The following is a 17137-nucleotide window of genomic DNA, read 5'->3' on the forward strand; positions in this document are numbered from 1 at the left end:
CACTTACGAAAATATTCTTCAAAAAGTATTTGACCATCTTGCACAGTATCATTGTTCAATATGCAAGAGCAAAAAGGTCAGCATTGATGGTGATGACTCAGACGAGAATGGAATGGTTCAAAAATGCTACTTACGCTGCGAGAAATGTGGTTCCATAACAGAAGTCGATTTTGAAAAAAGTAGCGGCGATAGCCCATCGTATACTACTGGCAGGGGTGTTGAGTAAGATAACTGCAGCATTTATACCCCGACTATTCAGATGGAGTTTGATGAATAATATGAAAATCAACAGGCTAAAAATTGTCAACTACAAGCTTTTTCAGAATGTTACCATTGAAATGAACGAGAATATAAATATCTTTGTTGGAGAGAATGATTCGGGAAAAAGCACCATCTTAGAGGCCCTATCAATGGTTCTGACCGGTAAAATTAACGGTAGCAGTGTCGCAAATCGGCTTAATTTGGATTGGTTTAATGCTCAAGTCCGACAAAAATTCAAGGAATCTATTGAGGCTGGTAATACGCCTGACTTGCCCACCATTGAAATTGAGGTATACTTTGCTTCTCCCGATGAAGATGAAATTGCAATAAAAAAGTATAGAGGCACAAATAATTCACTTCATGAGGATGCTGAGGGTGTCAAACTGGAAATAATATTTGACACCCAGTATGCACCAGCATACAAGCAGCTCCTGGTTGAAGGAAAAGTCAGAGACATCCCTGTTGAATACTACAGGGTCAATTTCAGGTCTTTTGCAAATCCAGAATACTATGTCCAGACAACGGCAAGAAAAGTGGCATGTATTGATACTACAAAGAAAGACTATGGTCCGGTGCTGAGTCGCTTTGTTTCTACCAGCATAAACGAATATCTCTCGGAAGAAGATATGACCGAGTTGCGTCATGCTTATAGAGCAAATCGACATGAATTTACTGAAAATCAAGCAGTAATACGGCTTAATCAAAAACTACAAGAGGGTCACAGCTTTGATGGCAAAACGATAGGACTAAACTTAAGAGAAAGTGGAATTGATGAATGGAAGGGAGATATGTCTATTTCATTAGATGGCATTCCTCTTGAAAATTCGGGTTTCGGCACTCAAAATATGTTTAAGTCGGAAATTTTCCTGCTTCAAAATACGGATGTTGATATTTTAATAATTGAGGAACCCGAAAATAACCTTTCCTACTCAAACATGTCTATTCTCATCTCTAAACTGTCTGAGAGCAACGGAAAGCAGTTGTTTATTTCAACCCATAGCAGCTTTGTCGCAAATAAACTGGGCCTGCAGTGCCTTCATCTTGTTGCAAATGCGAGGACGACACCATTCAAATCATTAAGCAGTGATACTTACAACTACTTTCTAAAATTACCGGGCTATAACACGCTACGAATTCTTTTGGCGAATAAGGCAATATTGGTTGAAGGACCGGCTGACGAATTGATACTGCAAAGAGCATATATTGATAACTATGGAAAACAACCGATAGAAGACGGAATTGACGTAGTCGCTGTCGATAGCTTGGCGTTCCAACGATATTGTGAGCTTGCTTCTCTAATTAGTAAACCGCTGACTGTAGTTACAGATAATGACGGTAACGCTGAAGCTGTTCGTAAGCGCTACGAAAAATACACAGGCCTTGTTACTCTTTGTGTGGAATCTGATAATACCCTAAACACGCTTGAACCCTCTGTCCTTGCAGCAAATCTTGATACCTTTGAATCGTTCAAATCCATCATCTACTTAGGAAAGGACATAGAAAGCAGAGATCCAGATAGCATTAAGAGCTTTATGATAGGAAACAAAACTGAATGGAGTATGCGTGTCTTTACCAGTGAGAAGAAGATAAACTACCCATCATATATTTTAAAAGCCATCGGGATAGATAGTGAAAATGTGGGTGATAGAGATGAATAATCAAGTAGTATTTGCGGCAGCGGGGCATGGAAAAACATATTCACTGTGTTCACAAGCCAAAACCGCCATAGATAACACCAATAAACATGTGCTGCTTATTTCATATACAAATGAGGGAGTTCGTTCTTTAGAGAATGAGTACCGGAAGCAAAACGGCGGTGTATTGGATGCCAGAGTCATATTCAAATCTTGGTACAGCACTCTTCTCTCTGAATTTATAAAACCATACCAGTGCTCACTTAAACTAAAAGAAAAGCGCTATAAGCAAGAGTTTCCAGTTACATTGCCAGAAAATTTTGTAAATTCCATTGCATTTTATGATACAGAAGCACCGCCTAAATGGTATAACCAGACCCACGTACAATATTACGTGAATAAGCGTGGCGATGTTGTTCCTGACAGGACAAGCCATTTAGCTTGGCTATGCAATGAGCATTCTAGCGGAAAAGTGATTAGGCGAATCCAAGAAATATACTCCCACATATTTATTGATGAACTCCAAGACTATGCTGGTTGGGATTTGGAAGTCATAACTTTGCTATTCAAGTCCAAAATACCTATAACATGTGTAGGCGACTACAAGCAGGCAACATATAGGACAAATAATTCACTGAAGAATAAACAGTATAGAGACGAGAAAGTTCGAGCCTATTTTCTCATGCTTGAAGCACAGGGTTTATGCGTTACTTCATATGCGAATACCACAAGACGATTCAATCAGGAAATATGTGATTTTATCAATACGATCCACGGAGATGCGGATTCGATGGTTGAACCCGATCCAAATAATCAGCAAGAAATGCCAGTAGAAAATAGCGGAGTCTACATGATGAACGTGGATAGTCTGCGTGAATACTGCGAATACTACCATCCAATAATATTGCGATATGACAAAAAGGCGAAGGTTGGTTTTCAACATGACTGCGATGTCTTCAACTACGGTGGGTCCAAAGGCGCAACATATGAAAGAGTAGTAATCATACCTGTCAGTACAACGTTACCATTTATAGAAAGACAGGTGAAAATCACGTCCAATCAAACGCGAGCTAAATTTTATGTTGCATGTACGCGAGCGAAGCATAGTGTTGTTTTTGCTATGGAGAACCCCTGCGAAAACGGGGTATTCAAAGCAACCGATATTCATTTCTCTGATAAGTCTATTCCAGCATATAAGTTTAGTAAGCCTGACTCAGATATTTGATTAATCGAACCATAGTAAAAACAGAAATCCCAGATTACCACTTGTTGGTGGTTTGGGATTTCTGCTTTTGCAGGAAATATTTTTTGTCGTGTGCTTGACATACGGGTGGCGCAGGTCGTGGAAGCGGATGTGCGGCAGACTGTACTGCCGGAGCAACCATTCAAAGTGTTCCGTCACAAAGTTGGGACGGAGCAGCTTGCCCTCCTGATCGGTGCAGACGAAGTCCAGATAATCGGTGCGGTAGCTCTTGCCGAACAGCCTGCGGTAAAGCTGCTGCTTTTCCTTCTGCTTGAGCAGTTCGGCTTCCACCGCCGGAATCAGCGGCAGGGTGCGGCAGCTGGTCTTGTTCTTCATCACGTCGCTGACGACCGGGACATACTTGCCGTTCACCCGCTGTTCCGTGACCTTGTGGTTGATGGTCATGGACTTCCGCTCGAAGTCGATGGACGACCACTTCAGTCCCAGCACCTCACTCCGGCGCAGACCGTAATAGGCCGTGATGAGGATGCACAGGTGGAGCGGGTCATCCTGCGAAACTTCCAGCAGCTGCTGAACCTCGTCCTTGGTGTAGAAGTTGGGCCGGAAGCTGTTCTTCTTGGGCCGGTCTACTTTCAGCATCGGGTTGACTTCCAGATAATCTTTGCGCACAGCATCCTTGAACGCCTTGCCGAAGATGGCGTGGTAGTGGATAACGGTGTTGGTGGTGCAGCCATCCAGCAAAATCTTTTCCTGAAACTCGTCCAGCACCTGCGGCGTGACCTCGCAGAGCTTCAGACCCAGCGGCTTGAAGTATTGTGTGATGCGGCCCTGAATCATCTGGTTGTAGCTGATGAAGGTGGCGGTCTGGATGGATGCCTTGTGAATCTGAATCCACTCGTTGAGATAATCCAGAAACAGCATCTCCGACTTGCTGGCCGTTCTGACCGGCGCAGGGATGGGCTTTGCCGTCCGGGTGTCTACTTTCTCGTAAGCACCGCCCCGGCCTGTGGGCAATTCGCCGGTTTCGTCGTAGCGGAGCAGGACTTCGTGGAGCATCGCCTCGGCTTTGCGCTTGTTGCCACGCACGGTCAGGCCGGTGGAGATCCACTTGATCTTCCGTTTGCCGTTGGCATCGTAAAGGTTGAGTACGAAATAGAAACGTCCATTTTTCTCTTGGACAGACCCTGTAGTTTTCATCATAAACCTCCTTTGGGTCAACAGGCGTGCTGTCCGTTGCTGCACCCACAGCATACCACATCCAGCGGCGGATTTCCAGCCGGAAACGCACTCTGCCCGGTGAGCAGGAACTCGATGACGCTCAGCTTCGGGATACGATAGGTGCGGCCGATTTTAAGCGCAAACAGGCGGCGGGATCGGATCAGTTCCCCGACCGTGTGGCGGTTCAGACCAAGCATCTCCGCAGCCTGCTGAAGGCTGACGGCATCGGGGTAGCCGGGAAACATCTGGGAATAGGCATTGTTAAACTTCATAGGTACTCCTTCAGCATAAGTAGTCTAAGGTCAAAAAGTGTGTTACCTGCGGTTATATCCTTTGCAGCAAAGCGGCGGTCAGGTGACAATGTAAAGAGAACTGGCAGCAATTCCAGCTCCCCCATCGCAGATGGTTTCAAACCCGTCTGCGTTAATAAGTTAAGGTCTCCCATATTGGTCCTCGACTTCCCTAGGAGTGGGGAATCGTCCAGCGGCGGGCTTAAACCGTACCATTGGCATTTCAGCCACCCCGCCTTCGTCATGGCCGGGCTGCGAGTTACAGAAGTACCTTTTGTGAAGTACCGGACGATTGAGCTATTCTGTTTTCAAGGAACAGAGTTTTGTAGAAAATCCCCGGAAGTTGAGCTACCGAAAAATTATCCCTCTAATTGGTAGGTGTCGAGAACGCCTGTTTCGTAGCATTGGTGAGGAACTTGTAATCAAATTGTAATTCTTGAGACCGAATCTTCGCTTTTGAAAAAGTCCTTTCACTTGGTAGCCGACGAAAACAGCCCAAAGACAACCATCTTTTTGAGAATTAACAAAAAGGTCACAAATGACCGGCCTTCAAAGAGGAGGTTCTATTATTAACAGAAAAAGTGGCTTGAAATGGGGGTGTTGACGTTGATTTTTTTGCCTTCATTGAAGGTTGAGAGCGTTCCCTCATTTGGTAGGCATCGAGAAAGGCTGGTTGACAACCTCCATTTTGAAAATCAACAGAAAGTTAACAAAGCAAGATGCGCTGAACAAGAAACAACAGCCGCCCACTCCGGGAAAGAGTGAGCGGCGGTTGCAATTCAAGTTCTTAATTCAAGAAAAATTAGATGGTTACTAAAATATTTGTCAGTGTGGCGACAAATGCTTCATCCTGTGCCTTCGACCGTTTTGCACTCCCTTTCGGGTGCTTGCCGGCACGAAGGAGCTTTTTGTTTTCGTACCGCCGCAGCATGAGGGCATCCATGTTGTCAGCAGTGTACTCCAAGCCGTTCTGATTCAGCACTTTGGCACACCGGGCAAGGCACATACTCGCCAGTCCATAGTCCTGTGTCATGACAATATCCCCCGGCTTTACCCGGTTGACCAGCGCAAAGTCCACGCTGTCAGCACCCTTGTCGAATACCAGTGTTTGCGCACCCTCACGTTCGATCTGGTGCGAGGTTTCGCACAGGATGATGACGGGGACACCGAACTGCTTTGCAATCTGCAAGGTCAGGTCAACAACAGGACAGCCATAGTTGCTATTCGCAAAGATCGTTGGGTCGCAAATTTGTTCTATAGATTAGCAGACAAAAATACACGTAATGGCATTCAAATTTTTGAAGATTTCTGTAAAAGCGGGCATATGAAGGAAAAGGATATTCTTGCAATGCGAGTGCTTGGCGATGATGCGCAGATTCCTGCGTATCGGTTTGAAAATGTCCTTCTTCGTAAGAACCGTCGTTTTTATAACGGTGATGAATCGAATTTTGTGAATTTGTTTGCATCTGATTACAATGACGATTTTCCGGATCCGTTTGTTCGTGCCGATATATTGAATTGGCTATATCAAGTGCAAGCACTGAGTGGTCCAACGGGTGATAAAGGTCTATTTCAAGTGTCAGAGCTTGCACGAAGCTTGCAGGTATATGGTCATAGCCTTGCTGTTATTTATCGTGAATTGGCTTACTTGGCAAGGAAGAATTTAGTGCTTTGTGAAAATTCGGCGATGCCAATTGAGGAAGGCGATTTGGTTAAGATTACTATCCCGGGTGCCTTACATTTGCAAATGTTAAGAAACGTTTCGTATCTTTCGGCATGCGCAGAAGATACTCTCTTTAAAAACACTGAGGTTATGACGCGTATATCTAATCGACTTAAATTTCATGAAAGTGATTCAAAACTTGTTGTTGCACTAAATGCAAGAGATTTGGTGAATTATTTGATTGAATATCGAAAGGAATATTTGACAAATAGTGACGAATTAGTGTCGGAAAAAGCAATTATAAGTTCTGTTGATTTGAATGATTCGCTTCATGCTGTTGAACAATGGATTCAGGCAGATGAAAACCTTAAAAAGACAATCAGTGAGATTGATTATTTTACAGTTGATATGGATGTAGATGCATGTGTGGTTAGTAAAAATAGTGGCGGTGTAGTTTGTACGATTGCTGATAAAGATGTAAAAGGATTCATTTCAAGCTTGGAACCCAAGTACTCATTTCCGCGCGATGTTTATTCGAAAATCAAACCAGGAGACATCTTGAAATGCAAAGTAATGGAATTTGATTTTACGCATAGAAGCTTTCAGCTTAAATATTTGAACTGAAAATAAGCATAGGTGTTTCTCTAACATTACGGAGATTCATCCATGCTTTTGTAGTGATAGTTGATATATTCAATGATAAATATTGTGGATTGAATAACGTAAGGCTTCTGTAGCTGTTGAGTATAATAAAGAACCGATTTTTAATTTAAATGTATAATTGATCCCCATACAGCAAATTGGTAATTTTTGTAAAATTGCAACAATAAAAATCTGGACGATGGATTTCATCCCAATGTCGCTCGAATCCGTTCCAGAATCGTCTGGTCAGCCGGGAGCCACTGTACAGAATCCAGTTCGTCTTTTGTCAGCCAGCGCGCGGCTTCGGCTTCTTTCAGAACAAGGTCACCAGAAAGGACCTCACACCAGAAGCAGTCCATCGAAAGATGAAATGCAGGATAGTCGTATTCGATGGTGCCGATTTTATCATGTACCGCAATTTCGGTATCCAGTTCTTCCCGGATCTCTCGTTTCAGTGCCTGCTGCGGGGTTTCACCCGGCTCGATTTTGCCGCCCGGGAATTCCCATCCGCCCTTGTACTCGCCGTAGCCGCGGGCGGTGGCATAAATTTTATGTTTCGTCTGAATATCGTCGCAGATCACAGCTGCAACAACGCGAACAACCTTCATGATATTCTCCTTTTAACCGACCACCAGCTTGTTGGTCTTTTTGAGAAACTTTGCAGGGATTGGGCGGTTCAGCCGCCATGTGATATTCATGGGGCGGGAACCATCGTGTTTCACATAGTTCACCGTGCCCAGATAGGTATACGCTCCTGCACCGCCAAAACGGGCATCTGCCTTGAACTCGCGCACGAACAGCAGCACCCGGCTTCCTTTTTCCCGGTGATGGATGTAGCGCTGCCCGGTGGCAGAGTTTTCGGCGGTGGTGCTCTGGCTCTGCCAGTGGAACAGGCTCTCGTTGATGGAATAATCCTTGTACATGGTGGTGGGGGAGTAATCCTTGTCTGCCTTGTTCAGGGTCACAAAGAATACGTCCAGCTGCTTTTCCGGCAGCCACTTCACGCCCTCGCGGACAGTGGCGGGCTTCAAAAAGTCCAGTGCTACCAGCAGCTGGTCGCGGGTATAGGTGCAGTGCAGGTCCAGCGGACAATCAAAGCCCACATCTACCGGCTCGTCAATAAAATCAATGCGGTCATATTGATACTGCAAAAGTGCCTGCAGCTCCCCCAGCAAAACGGGACTATCCGAGAGAGCATACAGGTTATCGAGAACTTCTTCATCCTCCCAGCTTTCTGCAGTTTTGCCCCAGAGGGTCACATAGAACATTTGCAGCATCCGCTTCTCTACTGGCGATAGAGCTGCAAAGTCGGTGTTATCCAATTTTGGCAGAAGCCCCAGCAAAAAACAAATCCACCTGCGGGAATCCACGACTGCAAAGCGTGCAAAGGCTTTGGTCATGGTCTCTTCCAAAGGCTCTGCAAAATCGGATGCCGCCCCTGCGCGGACGCACAGCCTGCTGAAGCAGACCTTTTTGCTGTAAATTGCACGCGGGTCAAGATGATAGTAGTCGAGGAAGTTCCCCAGTGTCAGGGGCAGACCGGTATCCTCGGTAAAGGCAGCCGCCCGCGCCACAAGCCCGGAGGTGCGGTCATAGGAAGCGCTGATATTATCCAGCACATACTTTGCAGCAATTTTCTCCAACTGAATATAGCAGCCTTTAGGTGCAGAGACAAAGCCCTCTTTGAGCTCCCGGCTGACGCTGCGGGTGGTGTTCGAGAGCAGTGCTGCGAATTTCTCCTCAAAATTATACTTTTTGTTGGCCTGTCCGATGAAATCCAGAACGGTCAGGCAATCCTTGTTTTCTGCCAGACGTAAGCCGCGCCCCAACTGCTGCAAAAACACGGTCAGCGACTCGGTAGGACGTAGGAACAGCACCGTGTTCACCTCGGGGATATCCACGCCCTCGTTGTAAATGTCCACCACAAAGAGAAAACGGAGCTCCCCGGAAACCAGCCGCTGCTTGGCGGCGTTGCGCTCCTCGTCAGGAGAGTCGCCGGTCAGTGCCATAGATGGAATGCCGTGGGTATTAAAGTAGCGCGCCATGAATTGGGCATGAGCGATGGAAACGCAGAAGCCCAGACCCTTTACCTCGTCGATATTGGTGACATATTTCAGGATGGAGTTCACCACAAGGTCAGCGCGGCGCTCCGCCACCATGCCGCTGAGGGTGTACAGGTTGGACAACTCGTTTTTATCGTAGCCGCCGGTACGCCATTTCAGGCTGCTCAGATCTGCGGTGTCGGTGACGCCGAAATATTGGAAGGGACAGAGCAGTTTCCGGTCGATCGCTTCCGGCAGACGGATCTCGGCGGCAATGCGCCCGCCGAAATAGTCCAGAACGCTTTTGCCGTCCATACGTTCCGGGGTAGCGGTCAGTCCAAGCAGGATCTTCGGCTGGTAATATTCCAACAGCTTCTGATAAGTGGGTGCAGCTGCATGATGGAACTCGTCCACAACGATGTAATCGTAAAAATCTGCTGCCGTTTTGGCGGCAAGCTCCTGAGAATTGAAGGTCTGGATGGAAACAAACAGATGATCAATGCTGTCGGCTCTGTGACTGCCCACATACAGTTCGCCGAAATTGGCATCCTTCAGTACCGCCCGGAAGGTGTACAGGCTCTGCTTCAGGATCTCCTCTCGGTGTGCCACAAACAGTAGACGGCAGGGCTGCCCCGGATACTGCCTGCAGAAGCGCTTGTAATCCAGTGCAGAGATCACAGTTTTGCCGGTGCCGGTGGCGGCGACTACCAAGTTGCAGTTGTAACCCCGAACGGTGCGCTCGGCATCCAGTCGGTCCAGAATTTCCTGCTGGTAGGAATAGGGCAAAATATCCAGGGTATAGATCCCGCTGTGGTCGGTCTCGCTGTATTTTTCAGCCTTCAGGGCGCGGGTCAGCCGTTCCCGCTGCCCTTCATCGTAATATTCAAACTCGCTGGAATTCCAGTAGCTTTCAAAAGTGGCTGCGATCTTTTCAATGGTCTCCGGCAGGTCCTTTCGGGTCACCTTGACGTTCCATTCCAGACCGCTGGAAATTGCCGCATTGGACAGGTTGGAGGAGCCTACATACGCCGTAGTAAAACCGGTGTCCCGGTAAAACACATAGGTCTTTGCGTGGAGCCGGGTACGCTTGGTGTCGTAGCTGACCTTGATCTTCGTATTGGGCAGCGCGTGCAGCTCCTCAATGGCTTTTACGTCCGTAGCGCCCATATAAGAGGTGGTGATGATGCGCAGCTCTCCGCCGTTCTGGGTAAACTGTCGTAGCTCGTCCATAAGCAGGCGCAGACCGCTCCACTTGATGAAGGATACCAGCATGTCGATGTGGTCGGCAGACACGATCTCCTTTTTCAGTTCAGTGTACATCTGCGGCTCGTGGATGGCACCGGTGAACAACGAGCTTTGCGCAAGAGACGTTTCCGGCCGTTCGATGTCTTTGGCCGCTTTTCCGGTTGCAAGGCGGGGGTCATTTTCCCGTAAAAGCGCAAGAAGCTGCTCTGCACGCTGGTCAACGCCCAGCGCGGCAAAGTCAGGTTCTTTGGTGGTAGTCTGGATGGTGCTTACGATCTGGTTTGCCAGAGCAATCTGTGCTTCGATGCCGCCGCCATTGTCCTGTACGTTGTCGAAGCCTTTCTGTACCACTTCGGTCAGGTACTGCGCCAGCACTTTAGAGGCTTCTGCCGTGTCGATGGGCGCAGTGGATTTACGAGCTTCCGGAACCTCCGAAAGCTCGCGGTTCAGCGCATTGTTAATGACCTGTTCGTACAGTCCGGGGTGAAGCATGATGACACTTCCTTGCAGTTTTTTTCTATTATAGCGCGGACAAAAGCCCTATTCAATGCTCACAATACGGATGAGACATTGCTTAACCACTCAAAAGCACAATAAACAGGCAGGTTGCTGACATATTTCTGTACTAATCTCTGGAAAGAAGTCAGAAAGGTGTAGCTGTGGTCTCTGCTGTGTAGATGGCGGTAAGGACACTACTTGCGGCGTGTCATCAGGACCACCGAAGGCGGAAAATATGAGGACTACTGCGAAGAGCTTTCAGAGTGGGTGGAAGTTCCTGACCCGGACGATGATGACTGAACTCAAATGGATACAACAAGACCCACAGATTGGGATGAGCATCCAATCTGTGGGTCTTGTTGTATCCATTTGCTGATACTTATTGATACCAATTGGTATCAATATACTGACAACCAACAAAAAGTCAAGTAAATAGGGCTACTTTATCCCTTACTCAATGCGGATTCCCTTAAAATTGGCCGTATTTTAAGGGAAAGATGGAGCGATTAAGGGATTACTTCAACCGTAGGTACACAGTTGATTTGCCTGCTCCCTCGCGTTTCAACTCGCCGTTTTCAACGAGTTTCCGCAAGGAACCCTCAATGGAACTAAGGCTCAGCGAAGGGCAGAGTTCCCGGATATCCTGCTTGGTAAAGCGCCCGATCTTGTTCTTCGTAGCATTCCGAACAACTTCAATGGCTGGAAGTTTTGTTTCCACGAGGGCAAAGCGTTCTTCAAAATCGCGGTATGCAGAGAGAATGGTTCCCAAAATATATTTGATGAATGGAACAACATCCTCTGTGCCCTCGTACCATCCGCTTTGCGCCTGCGCAAGAGCTGAATAGTAGAGGTCTTTGTTCTTGGCAATCTTGGCTTCAAGTGAGATGTATTTCCCGACATAGAAACCGTTCTGATACAGCATCAGGGTCGTGAGAAGGCGGCTCATCCGGCCATTGCCATCGTTGAACGGATGAATACAGAGAAAATCATGGATGAACACAGGAATTGCGATCAATGGTTCTACTTCAAAGTTCCCGATCACACGGTTATATTCTTCGCAGATTCGATCAAGAGCCGCTGGCGTTTCGTAAGGAGCCAATGGGGTGAAAAGAACTTCGCTATGTCCATCGGGATAGGTTGCGCTGATATAATTCTGTACGTTCTTCGTCCGTCCTGCGACGGGGTTGTTCATGTGGCTGTACAAAACCTTATGCAGCTGCAAAATATAATTCTGCGTAATCGGAATCACATCAAAATTTTCATGAATGAGGTTCAGGACATCACGGTAGCCTGCAATCTCTTGTTCATCACGGTTGCGCGGCGTCGTTTTTTCCTCCACGAGCTGCTTGATTCGGGTGCTGGTGGTCACGATTCCCTCGATGGCATTGGATGCTTCGGTGCTTTGCACCTTTGCAATCTCCACCAGACGTTCCAGCTCTTCAGGACGCTGCTTCAAGTAAAGTTCCTGCTTACCCGCTTCTTTATAGATTGCAGCAATATAGCCGAGAATCTCGGAATCCCATTTTTGCTCTTTGATTTTGGAGTAATTGAATGCTCTCATGCCCTTACCACCCTCTCTTTCCCTTAAAATATACTACATTTTAAGGGAAAAGCAAGACGATTAAGGGATTCTGCTCTAAAAAAGTTGGACATTCGAGAAGAACAAGCATATACGGCAGCAATGCCGCCTTAAAGTGAAAAGGCGGTGGTTTTTGCCCTAACAATGATATAAATGATATTAATTGGTGTCAGCTGACTTCTGATATTCAGCCATGATTTTTCTTGCCCTGCCACGGGTAGTGTCCTCAAAGGTCTCATCTTCGCTGAAGCGCAGCCAGAAAGGGTCTTCCATCAGGCAGGCATTGGTGCGCTTGACAATTTCCCATGCGTTGTAGTCGGGCAGTCTCATCATCTCCAGAATCTCTTTGCAATCCATCCGATTTCGGGGAAAATGCGTTTCTTTGCCCAGACGACTACATCGACCAGCGGCACCTTGCGGCTGTTTCCAATAAAAAGGTTCAAGGGCAGGTCGTACTATAGCACGCCCTCATTAACGCAGAGATACTACCTATCTTCGCTCAGATGAGCGATTTCCCGTTTATCTAACATCAGTTTCAGGTAAGCCATATTTATACGCTCCTTAATAATTCTTTCCTCATGTGTGGAATCGCCCCATACCGGCCTTGCAGATAGCCTTTGGCGATGTTCTCGCCTTTCCGCGGGGAGAATTCCGTCAAAGCATAAATATCGGTCTGCATGGTCTTTTCGTTCTTCTCTGCAAACCAGATCTGGTCACGGCGCAGCAGGGTCAGGTCGAGAAGGCCATTATCATGGGTGGTGAAGATAAGCTGGGCGTGGTTCGTATTGATGGCAGTATCCTGTACCATCTCGATCAGATGTCGGGTCAAAAGCGGGTGCATACTGGATTCGATCTCGTCTACGACCAGCACGGCTCCGGATTCCAGAGCGGCCAGCCACATTCCGATGCGGGAGAAGAAACGCTGTGTGCCGACCGATTCCAGCCCCAAAGGAAGCCAGAATCCCTTGGAAGTGCCCTCCCTGGAATCCAGCGTGTGCAGGGCAGAGATGACGGGTTCGTCCTTGGAGCCGGTAATGCGGATGTCCTTGATGCCGAGGTCTGCGCACAGCATTTCATGCAGGATACGGCTCTTTTCAGAGCCGCCCTGCCGGATAGCAGACAATGTGGCATCCAGCCGCATTTCTGTTCCCATAAATCCTGTCAGTTTTTCAAAAAACCACAGATATGCCTTCTCGGTCTGCGGACAATTCCACTCGTTGGAACTGGATAGGTACAGACGATTTTCGGCGGTTCGTCCAGAAAGTGTAAGCTGTTCTTGGACGTTTTCACGAAATTGGTAGCTGCTTCCCTCTCTGGAAAAAATCAACGCTTCCCGGCCATTTGGCCAGTGATAGAGATATTCGGTCAGGACTTTGGACTTGTCAAACGAGAACCCATAGGCATACTTGATGCCGCCATAAAAATAGATGGCTTCAAAGCTGGTCGGTTGTGTAGGCTGATTGGTAAAAGCAAACGGTTCCTGCGGAAGCGGTTCACCCTTCAGCAGCTTGGCATATCGGCCGCAGACCATTTCCCGCATGAGCAAAAGAGCATGGAGAACATTGCTCTTTCCGGCCGCATTTGCGCCATACAGTGCCAGCACAGGCACAAGCTGTTTCTTCTCGTCCGGTGAAATCAGGCAGTCAGCCAGACTTTTGTCCGTGGATGCTTTCAGGCTGATAATGGATGTTTCCTTGATGGAACGGTGGTTGGTGACTGAAAATTGAAGCAGCATCGCAATTCCTCCCAGATGATTTTCTGAATCCAGTGTACTCTATTCTAGGCGGAAACTCAAATTTTAATTTTGAAATTTGCAAGCATCATGCAAAAATTAAGAACAAAACTTGAAATATCAGCTTTTGATACCGCTCAGATACTATCAAAGATTATTCTGCGTACACGATCTCCCTCAACATTACCTCCTCGGCCGGTGCTTTCAGCTCGGTCTAATTTAAAAACATTCTTGAGCTCCGTTCGACAAAAACACATTTCCTAGTTCGAGAGATAGTTATTTACTATTTTAATGTTCGATAGTTGCACTATATGTTGAAAATACGCAAAAGAGAGAGTATACTTCTGTAAAGTAAAATTGAGATGCAATGGAGGAATCAGAATATGAATAATCATCATGTGGAAGATGATGGATTCGCGGTATGGGTTGTTCCTATTGATAAACGAGACGGATCATGTGATGTTGACCTTCATATAAATCAGTGGATTATGCCAAGCCGAAAAACGTCTTCAGTGAAAGTATTCTCTGATTTTGGTATAAGAGTTAGTCACGCGCACAATATAAGTAACATTTGCTTTTTTGTGCCTTTTGATATGAAAGAGAGTTATACGGATTTATCTAAAAAATTGAAAAATCCAGATATCTCACGCGGAATTTTTAACACGAATTGCACAATAAATGCGAATGATGGAAAAAATATTTTTGAATTGAGCTATAATTCTCATCAATCAAACGTTTTAGAAATGATCCCCCGTATGAAGGGGGTAAATAATGGGGTACTTGTGACCTTTGATTTGAAATCGATCATTGACAGTTTAACAAAAGATGAAGTGTATGTGCGCTTCAGAATCAAAAATAGTAAATTAGGTGTTTTTTTAGAAAAAGAATCTAAAATGATTGAGTCATTTGCAACCCTTTTGTCGAGTCCGATTATTAAAGAGGGTTATTCTTATACTATACGGGTTAATGAAATGCGCTGTCTGCCGGATGAGATCAGACGTGATATTTTTTTGCAAGAACAAAAAGTAAAGAAAATAATTTTGACGGTTTGTATGAATGGTCAACTTCTTATAGACAACAATACGTGTTATAAAACTCGTACACTTGAGAAAGCACTATACAAAGATTATATACCATCCAATTTTATCTCGGAAAATTGTATGGTATACCAATGGTTGCAAGAAAAGCCTAATGGAAGTCATTATAATTTAACTACTACATTTTATAAAGAATATATCAATAAAAAGAGCTTCCTTATATATGCAATATTTGTCGTTCTGTTCTCAGCGTTAGGTGGAGGAGTTGTAGAAATAATAAAACTTATTATTTCATATTTATAATTTTAATTCAACTGATAGAATGCGGCAGAGTGAGCAGGGGCAGTTGATAGTCCCCGACCTGTGCATAGGGAATTGCGGTGCGGACAATCGTTTCCTTTTTCATGGTGAATCTCCTTTTCGTTTGGTTTTCAACGTCTTTTGCGGCAATGGTGGAAAACAGCAGTCACTTCTTCCGATTCTGTGCGGTCAGCCAGTTGCCCTGCGCCTGATAGTAGTGCTCCATCGTGGTGGGGGCGTTCAGGATGGTGGTGCGCAGATAGGCCATGATGTTCTTGATGGGCTGGGTGGTGTTGGACATCACATCGAAGATGTACTCAACGTGCTGGCTGGTCAGCTTGTCCAGCCGCAGCCGAATGGCTTTGGTGGTCTGCGGCTGCCTGCCGACGTACTGAGTCTGTCGTGGACAGCAGTACATCTCCACAATGTTGTCCAGCAGTTCCTCCAGCTTGTCGGGGTCGTACCGCTGGGCAAGGGTGTCGATCTCCAAACGTTCCCGAAACTCCTCCCGTACCTGTGCTTCCATCTGGTCAAAATCTGCGGATTCGCCTGCCTGCCCTGATAGATTAGTACTTTGTCTTTTAGTATTTTGTTTATTAGTATTTTGTTGCGTTGCCTTTTCCAAATTGGGCTCAGCCAAATTTGGAAAATCCAAAAATGGTGAAGAACAAGGTTTCATGCGGCTTTTCGGGCTTTTGGTTGCGGACGGGTTCGATGGCCCGCCTTCCTTGCCGGGAACGGCAGGATCGTCCTCAACAGGCGATTCATAAACCTGATAATCGTAGTCGATGATCTGCCCTTTGGCATTGCGGACTTTCTGACGGCGGACGTAGCCGTGTTCTTCCAGTTCCAGAACAGCGGTGCGTACACTGTCCAGACCATCCTTGCAACCAACGGTCAGCCCTTTCAGGCTGTAATCCCAATCGTCCGGCAGGGAGAGCATATAGGACAGCAGTCCCTTGGCTTTCAGGGACAGCCTCTTATCCTGCAGGTGGTGGTTGCTCATGACGGTGTAGTTGACATTTTTATTGACGCGGAATGTTGACATGGCGGCTTCCCTTTCAGCCCAATGCGGGCAAGAGAAAACGCAGCATTTCCCGGCTTTCGGGAAACGCTGCGTTCAGACAGGGAAGCCTGCTGTGAGCTGGCACAGCAACGGCAACACTGCATATTTCTAACGGACATCTAACACAACTACACCTGAAATGCAGCCGCTGACGGCCTGTGTGAAAAAAGCTTTTTCTAACGTCATTTCGCAAAAAGCGGCTGATTTTTGCCTGCAAATTGCGGTGTGACGTGCCTTTTTGGAGGTTACAAGAATGCCCTCAGCTGCCAATGACAGCCGCGAGGAACCAGCTTCATCCAACAATTTCAAAGACTCGAAATGCGATAGGCCGGGAGACCGGTGCCAGGGTTCGACTCCCTGATGCTCCGCCAAAAAGAATGGACAGGTGAATTTTATTCGTCTGTCCATTCTTTTTTGCCGGAACATCGCCCGTCCACCCTGTCTTGTGGGCGTATGGCATCATGCTGACGCATTGCCATAGGCCATTTTATCACCCCATGGCAGATTTCAGGTAGTGCAGACGGTATTTCAGATACTGGCGGATCGCGGACGCTCTTTTTTCGCTCAGCAAGGCAAGAATCGGAGAGATTGCCTGAAGAATCTTCTGATAATCTGCTGCCCCCGGCCTATGAATTTTGCGTTTTTTCACGCAAAAGGGGCCACCGGTCTTCAGGCAGAAGGAGCGTGGAGATTGCACCGCCCCACCACCAGAAAAGCCACAGCGGA

At 46.7% G+C, this 17137-nt stretch carries 14 protein-coding genes; 4 read left to right on the forward strand and 10 right to left on the reverse strand.

Translation table 11 applies throughout. The features are described from left to right. Window positions 1-170 precede the first annotated feature (170 nt). Together MTP41_RS08610 and MTP41_RS08615 are read left to right on the forward strand one after the other, a co-directional pair. On the forward strand, window positions 171-1919 hold the full coding sequence (locus tag MTP41_RS08610) for an ATP-dependent nuclease (RefSeq protein WP_143405474.1): 1749 nt from the start codon (window positions 171-173) through the stop codon (window positions 1917-1919). Next, window positions 1912-3120 carry a UvrD-helicase domain-containing protein gene (locus MTP41_RS08615; protein WP_179859615.1) on the forward strand — a complete coding sequence of 403 codons (1209 nt, stop codon included), beginning with the start codon at window positions 1912-1914 and terminating at the stop codon, window positions 3118-3120. The genes MTP41_RS08610 and MTP41_RS08615 overlap by 8 nt, the downstream gene beginning before the upstream one ends. Here the strand turns inward: MTP41_RS08615 and MTP41_RS08620 are convergent, their stop codons facing one another. The 3 genes from MTP41_RS08620 to MTP41_RS08630 form a co-directional block, all read right to left on the reverse strand. Beyond that, window positions 3121-4299, reverse strand: coding sequence for a tyrosine-type recombinase/integrase (locus tag MTP41_RS08620; protein WP_097776847.1), 1179 nt, complete (start codon window positions 4297-4299; stop codon window positions 3121-3123). It lies immediately after the preceding gene. 14 nt (window positions 4300-4313) lie between these two features. After that, window positions 4314-4589 (reverse strand): helix-turn-helix domain-containing protein, encoded by a 276-nt coding sequence (locus tag MTP41_RS08625; protein WP_097776848.1) that lies wholly within the window; start codon window positions 4587-4589, stop codon window positions 4314-4316. Window positions 4590-5409: 820 nt separating this feature from the next. Continuing rightward, window positions 5410-5796, reverse strand: coding sequence for a YaiI/YqxD family protein (locus MTP41_RS08630; RefSeq protein WP_242959166.1), 387 nt, complete (start codon window positions 5794-5796; stop codon window positions 5410-5412). Window positions 5797-5931: 135 nt separating this feature from the next. Between MTP41_RS08630 and MTP41_RS08635 the strand changes: the two genes are divergently transcribed. Continuing rightward, entirely contained in the window at window positions 5932-6894 is a 963-nt protein-coding gene (locus MTP41_RS08635; RefSeq protein ID WP_097776851.1) for a hypothetical protein, read from the forward strand. A gap of 224 nt (window positions 6895-7118) precedes the next feature. Here MTP41_RS08635 and MTP41_RS08640 read toward each other — a convergent pair whose 3' ends face one another. The 5 genes from MTP41_RS08640 to MTP41_RS08660 form a co-directional block, all read right to left on the reverse strand. Next, complete coding sequence (locus tag MTP41_RS08640) at window positions 7119-7520, reverse strand: (deoxy)nucleoside triphosphate pyrophosphohydrolase (RefSeq protein WP_097776852.1); 402 nt, start codon at window positions 7518-7520, stop codon at window positions 7119-7121. Between the two features lie 12 nt (window positions 7521-7532). Then, window positions 7533-10691 (reverse strand): DUF3427 domain-containing protein, encoded by a 3159-nt coding sequence (locus MTP41_RS08645; protein WP_249235333.1) that lies wholly within the window; start codon window positions 10689-10691, stop codon window positions 7533-7535. Window positions 10692-11211: 520 nt separating this feature from the next. Beyond that, complete coding sequence (locus MTP41_RS08650; protein WP_097776854.1) at window positions 11212-12258, reverse strand: Fic family protein; 1047 nt, start codon at window positions 12256-12258, stop codon at window positions 11212-11214. A gap of 177 nt (window positions 12259-12435) precedes the next feature. Then, the gene (locus MTP41_RS08655; protein WP_165852893.1) at window positions 12436-12609 is read right to left on the reverse strand and encodes a hypothetical protein; all 174 of its coding nucleotides are present in this window, start codon (window positions 12607-12609) and stop codon (window positions 12436-12438) included. Window positions 12610-12826: 217 nt separating this feature from the next. Beyond that, window positions 12827-14011 carry an AAA family ATPase gene (locus MTP41_RS08660; protein WP_097776855.1) on the reverse strand — a complete coding sequence of 395 codons (1185 nt, stop codon included), beginning with the start codon at window positions 14009-14011 and terminating at the stop codon, window positions 12827-12829. A gap of 380 nt (window positions 14012-14391) precedes the next feature. Between MTP41_RS08660 and MTP41_RS08665 the strand changes: the two genes are divergently transcribed. Beyond that, window positions 14392-15348 (forward strand): hypothetical protein, encoded by a 957-nt coding sequence (locus MTP41_RS08665; protein ID WP_097776856.1) that lies wholly within the window; start codon window positions 14392-14394, stop codon window positions 15346-15348. Between the two features lie 163 nt (window positions 15349-15511). Here the strand turns inward: MTP41_RS08665 and MTP41_RS08670 are convergent, their stop codons facing one another. After that, window positions 15512-16393, reverse strand: coding sequence for a DUF6017 domain-containing protein (locus MTP41_RS08670; protein WP_249235334.1), 882 nt, complete (start codon window positions 16391-16393; stop codon window positions 15512-15514). Between the two features lie 508 nt (window positions 16394-16901). Then, entirely contained in the window at window positions 16902-17060 is a 159-nt protein-coding gene (locus MTP41_RS08675) for a hypothetical protein (RefSeq protein ID WP_158576332.1), read from the reverse strand. Window positions 17061-17137: the final 77 nt, after the last annotated feature.

The sequence above is a fragment of the Faecalibacterium sp. I4-3-84 genome (assembly GCF_023347255.1).
GTDB lineage: Bacteria > Bacillota > Clostridia > Oscillospirales > Ruminococcaceae > Faecalibacterium > Faecalibacterium taiwanense.

What these genes read in the sequence shown, in the direction of transcription:
- MTP41_RS08615 (WP_179859615.1), top strand. Translation starts at nt 1,912, where the DNA reads ATGAATAATCAAGTAGTATTTGCGGCAGCGGGGCATGGAAAAACATAT.
- MTP41_RS08620 (WP_097776847.1), bottom strand. Translation starts at nt 4,299, where the DNA reads ATGATGAAAACTACAGGGTCTGTCCAAGAGAAAAATGGACGTTTCTAT.
- MTP41_RS08625 (WP_097776848.1), bottom strand. Translation starts at nt 4,589, where the DNA reads ATGAAGTTTAACAATGCCTATTCCCAGATGTTTCCCGGCTACCCCGAT.
- MTP41_RS08635 (WP_097776851.1), top strand. Translation starts at nt 5,932, where the DNA reads ATGAAGGAAAAGGATATTCTTGCAATGCGAGTGCTTGGCGATGATGCG.
- MTP41_RS08640 (WP_097776852.1), bottom strand. Translation starts at nt 7,520, where the DNA reads ATGAAGGTTGTTCGCGTTGTTGCAGCTGTGATCTGCGACGATATTCAG.
- MTP41_RS08645 (WP_249235333.1), bottom strand. Translation starts at nt 10,691, where the DNA reads ATGCTTCACCCCGGACTGTACGAACAGGTCATTAACAATGCGCTGAAC.
- MTP41_RS08650 (WP_097776854.1), bottom strand. Translation starts at nt 12,258, where the DNA reads ATGAGAGCATTCAATTACTCCAAAATCAAAGAGCAAAAATGGGATTCC.
- MTP41_RS08655 (WP_165852893.1), bottom strand. Translation starts at nt 12,609, where the DNA reads ATGATGAGACTGCCCGACTACAACGCATGGGAAATTGTCAAGCGCACC.
- MTP41_RS08660 (WP_097776855.1), bottom strand. Translation starts at nt 14,011, where the DNA reads ATGCTGCTTCAATTTTCAGTCACCAACCACCGTTCCATCAAGGAAACA.
- MTP41_RS08665 (WP_097776856.1), top strand. Translation starts at nt 14,392, where the DNA reads ATGAATAATCATCATGTGGAAGATGATGGATTCGCGGTATGGGTTGTT.
- MTP41_RS08670 (WP_249235334.1), bottom strand. Translation starts at nt 16,393, where the DNA reads ATGTCAACATTCCGCGTCAATAAAAATGTCAACTACACCGTCATGAGC.